The 4,370-nt window shown below is 67.6% G+C and carries 4 protein-coding genes and 1 pseudogene; all 5 read left to right on the top strand.

What is annotated here, in order from left to right; translation table 11 throughout:
• Positions 1–507 (top strand): annotated as a pseudogene (locus DD1DGNOD_RS23595) (class I SAM-dependent methyltransferase); the annotation flags it as partial.
• A gap of 294 nt (positions 508–801) precedes the next feature.
• Entirely contained in the window at positions 802–1,767 is a 966-nt protein-coding gene (locus tag DD1DGNOD_RS23590; RefSeq protein ID WP_131768603.1) for a proline dehydrogenase family protein, read from the top strand.
• A 137-nt stretch (positions 1,768–1,904) separates the two neighbouring features.
• Positions 1,905–2,705, top strand: a complete 801-nt coding sequence (gene proC / locus DD1DGNOD_RS23585; RefSeq protein WP_131768602.1) for a pyrroline-5-carboxylate reductase — start codon at positions 1,905–1,907, stop codon at positions 2,703–2,705.
• 156 nt (positions 2,706–2,861) lie between these two features.
• Positions 2,862–2,960 carry a 30S ribosomal protein bS22 gene (locus DD1DGNOD_RS23580; protein ID WP_003948845.1) on the top strand — a complete coding sequence of 33 codons (99 nt, stop codon included), beginning with the start codon at positions 2,862–2,864 and terminating at the stop codon, positions 2,958–2,960.
• A gap of 954 nt (positions 2,961–3,914) precedes the next feature.
• A partial coding sequence (locus DD1DGNOD_RS30195; protein ID WP_430827860.1) for an NAD-dependent epimerase/dehydratase family protein occupies positions 3,915–4,370 on the top strand: 456 nt, incomplete at its 3' end.

Genomic DNA, 4,370 nt, shown 5'->3' with positions numbered 1-4,370 from the left:
GCGTGGCACTGGGTGCGGGTGCCGGTGGCCGCGGCCGAGGCGGCGCGGGTGCTGCGTCCCGGCGGTGCGCTCGCGCTCTGGTGGAACGACGTCGACGGCGAGGATCTACGCTGGTGGGAGCGTCAACAGCAGCGGCTGGAGGCGATGAGTCCCGGTTACCAGCGCGCCTACCGCACCCGCCCCTGGTCGGACGAGCTGCGCTGGACGGGCCTGTTCACCGAGGTCGTGACGGTGTCCGGCCGCTGGAGCCGGACGCTCCCGCTGGACAGGTACGAGCTGTGGCTGCGCTCGAAGTCGTACGTCCAGGCGATCGGAGATCGGCTGGAGGACTTCCTGGACGCCGAGCGGCGCTCGCTACTGAAGGTTTTCCCCGACGGTATGGTCACTGAGCCATTTCACACGGTGTTGGTCGTGGCCCGCCTTCCCCCGAATAGTCGCTCCGCGACGATTCGGGGACCCCTGGCGGATGGGCTGGCCGCTGGGGTGGGCTTACCGATCATTCAGTGATGATCGGTAAGGAAAAGGACCGGAGCGAGTTGGGGGCTTCGCCATGATGCTGAAGGTGACCAGTCACGGGAAAGGATGTGGATCCGCTGCTGTCACAACAGCACCGCATCCACATCCTTCGGGCCTGGCCGGGGAGATGGGTCGGCTGGGATGAGGTCTGGCCGGGAGGCGGCTTCGTAACGATTCGCCGGGCCTCTGGTGGATGGGTTGGTCGCCGTGCGGGGTTACCGATGGTGGGTCGGTAACCCCGTGGTCCTCGTGTTCCTGGAGGGCGCTCTGCGGGATCCTTGAGCGGTGCTGCGAACAGCGTTGCTGATGGCTTCAGGTGATCCGCGGGTCCGGCGGCTGGTGTCCACCGCGCCGCTGACCCGGGGGGTGGTCGCGCGATTCGTCGCGGGCGAGGACGTCACGGCGGCGGTCACGGTCGCCGCCGGTCTGCGTGACGCCGGTCTGCGGGTGTCCCTGGATCTCCTCGGAGAGGATGTGACCGACCGTCACCTGGCCGAGGAGTCGGCCGCCGACTACAGCGAACTGCTGCGCGCCCTGGCCGACGCGGGGCTCACACCCGCGACGGAGGTGTCGGTCAAGCTTTCCGCACTGGGTGCGGGGCTGGATGCCTCGCTTGCTCGCGACCTCGCCTTCCGGGTGTGCCAGGCGGCCCGCGACGCCGGCACGCGCGTCACCGTCGACATGGAGGACCACACCACCACCGACGCCACCTTGACCGTTGTCGGCGAGCTGCGCCGGGAGTTCGACGAAACCGGTGCCGTCGTCCAGGCGTACCTGCGGCGTACCGAGGCGGACTGTCGCGATCTCGCTGTTGCGGGCGGTCGGGTGCGGCTGTGCAAGGGCGCCTATGCCGAGCCGGCCTCGGTCGCGTACATCCGTCGGGCCGAGGTGAACGCCTCCTACGCGCGGTGCCTGGCGGTTCTGATGGCGGGCCGGGGTTATCCGATGGTGGCCACCCATGATCCGGCCCTGGTCGAGCTGGCCGCGAGCCTCGCCGGCGAGCTGGCCGTGGGAGGGCGGCTTGCCGGGCGAGCGGTCGGACCGCTGCAGGGGTCTGACCGGCGACCGTTTGAGTACCAGATGCTGTACGGAGTCCGGCCGGGGGAGCAGCGGCGCCTTGCCAGGGCCGGTGAGGTGGTACGGGTCTATGTTCCGTGCGGGCGCGAGTGGTACGGCTATCTGATGCGGCGGCTCGCCGAACGTCCGGCCAACCTGCTGTTCTTCGTGCGTGCGTTGCGGTCCACCGCGTGAGAACAGCGCGATGAGCAGCAAGAACCAGTGAGAACAACGTGAGAACCGGTGAGAGCCAAGTGAGAGCCACGTGAGAGCCAAGTGAGAAAGGCGGTCCACCGGATGACAGGGATGGTCCGCCGGCTGAAGGGACGTCCATGACGATCGCGATCCTCGGTGCCGGCAAACTCGGCGAGGCGTTGCTGTCGGGAATGCTGCGCTCCGGGCATGACCCGGGCGATCTGTTCGTGACGGCACGGCGGTCGGGCCGTGCCGAGGAACTGTCCGCCCGCCACGGGGTCGAAGCGGTTTCCAACCCGGCCGCGGCCGCCCGGGCGGACGTGCTGATACTCACGGTCAAACCGCAGGACATGACCGCTCTGATCGGCGAGATCACGAACGTCGTCACGCCGGATCACCTGGTGATCTCGGTGGCGGCCGGCGTCACCACCGCGTTCCTGGAGCACCGGCTTGCCGCGGGCACACCAGTGGTGCGGGTGATGACGAACACCCCTGTTCTCGTGGACGAGGCGATGTCGGCGATCTCGGCCGGTGCCCATGCCGGCGAGGAGCACCTGCGCCGTACCGAGGACCTGCTGGAGCCGGTCGGCAAGGTCGTACGGGTACCCGAGGCGCAGCAGGACGCCGTGACAGCCCTCTCCGGCAGCGGCCCGGCCTACTTCTTCTACCTGGTCGAATCGATGATCGACGCAGGCATCCTGCTGGGGATTCCGCGGGGGGTCGCGGCGCAGTTGCTGGTGCAGACCGCGGTGGGGGCCGCTGTGATGCTGCGCGACTCCGGTGAGCATCCGGTGATGTTGCGGGAGGCGGTGACGTCCCCGGGCGGTACGACGATCACCGCTATCCGGGAGCTGGAGAAGCACGGCGTCCGGGCGGCGCTGCTGGCCGCGATCGAGGCGGCCCGGGACCGTTCTCGCGAGCTCGCCAGCCCCGGCTAGGTTCCTTCGGCCTCCGAGCGCGCAAAAAATCATGATCGACGGGTGGAGGCGTCCGGCGGCGTGAGGGAACCCGTGATCGCGCCGCGTTGACCGGCGGACCGGGTAGGCTCGGCCGGTAGTTCGTTCGGCTTTCCTTCCAACAGATCGGTCGGGTTCGTGGGTTCGGTTATCAAGAAGCGTCGCAAGCGAATGGCCAAGAAGAAGCACCGCAAGCTCCTCAAGCGGACCCGCGTTCAACGGCGCAACAAGAAGTAGCTAAACGATTACTTCAAGTTCCTTCCGTTGCCGCGCTGCGTGGCGCGGTGCTGCGCGTCCTTGTGCCGGACGCCGGACGTAGGGGCTGGACGGCCTGGGGTGAACGCCGCGTAACCGGATAATACCGGGTGGTGCACCCTTCGCTGCCGGCCGCCAGTCACTGCCGGAAGTTCCGTATGACGGACGGCACCTGATGTGACTGACGGCAACCGGACCGGCGTTGGCGCCGGGGGTCGCGTCATGGGTTCGTGGACCGGTTCTCTCCCCGGACCACGGACTGGCATCCCCTGCCGGACACGTGCCGGGTGACGGCGTCGACGTCCGGCAGGTCTCCGACCGGGATCTGTTCCTACCGGTGCCGGCCGCGGTGTTTCGCCACCGGGACGGCTACCCGCCCGTTGCCATGCGGCGGACGTGCTCCGCGGGTGTGCTGTGTGGTCGTGGCGCGGTCGTGACAGCACATGCTTCCTGTGAGCCCTTCCGCGAGCTCCGTCCGTGATCAGTCGTGTCTGCCGTGTTGCTCCCGATTCCCGCCTGATTCCGACGGCCGGTCGGCCTCGCCTGCATCCCGGATGATCTTTCCGGTATCCGGGTCGGCCTCGCCGGCGTCCGGCCGGCTTTCGGTCGCCTTTCGGCCGTTGCGGGCCGCGTTCGGTTGTGTGCTCGACGCGACTGATCCGGCGATGCTGCCGGATGATGCCGCCGGATCGGGCGATGTCGCCGGATGAGGCCCGCGAATCGTTGTCGGACGAGACTCCGGAATCGTTACCGGATGAGCCGGCGGTGTCGCCTCGGGTTATGTTGCCCCGTCAATGTCGACGTTGGTTAACGTTGACCAATAGGACACCACGCCATGTACGCCACGATGTTTCTGCCGCGACAACACCAGGGCGTAGCATGGGTTCGGATGTCGGGGGTAGGGGGCGACGAGAAATGCGACCACGCTGCGTGCTGGTGACTGGTGTTTCTCGGCCGCTCGGCGCGCAGGTGGCGAGCGTCTTCGCGGCTGATCCGGAGATCGAGAATGTGATCGGGGTCGATACCGCGCCTCCACACGACGACCTTGGCCGCACGCAGTTCGTCCGCGCGGACATCCGTAATCCGCTGATCGCAAAGGTAATCGGTGCCGCCGCCGTCGACACCGTCCTTCATCTGAATGTGATCGCCACTCCGCTCGGAGCCGGCGGACGGGCGACGATGAAGGAAATCAACGTCATCGGCACCATGCAGCTCCTCGCCGCATGTCAGAAGGCTCCGAGCGTCACAAAGGTCATCGTAAAGTCCACCACGACGATTTACGGATCATCTCCCCGTGACCCGGCGCTGTTCACCGAGGACATGGAGCCGCGCAGTCTTCCTCGCGGGGGTTACAGCAAGGACGCCCTGGAGGTCGAGGGGTACGTACGGGGT

Source organism: Candidatus Protofrankia californiensis (genome assembly GCF_900634765.1).
Classification (GTDB): domain Bacteria; phylum Actinomycetota; class Actinomycetes; order Frankiales; family Frankiaceae; genus Protofrankia; species Protofrankia californiensis.
This window is presented reverse-complemented; position numbering and strand designations above follow the sequence as displayed.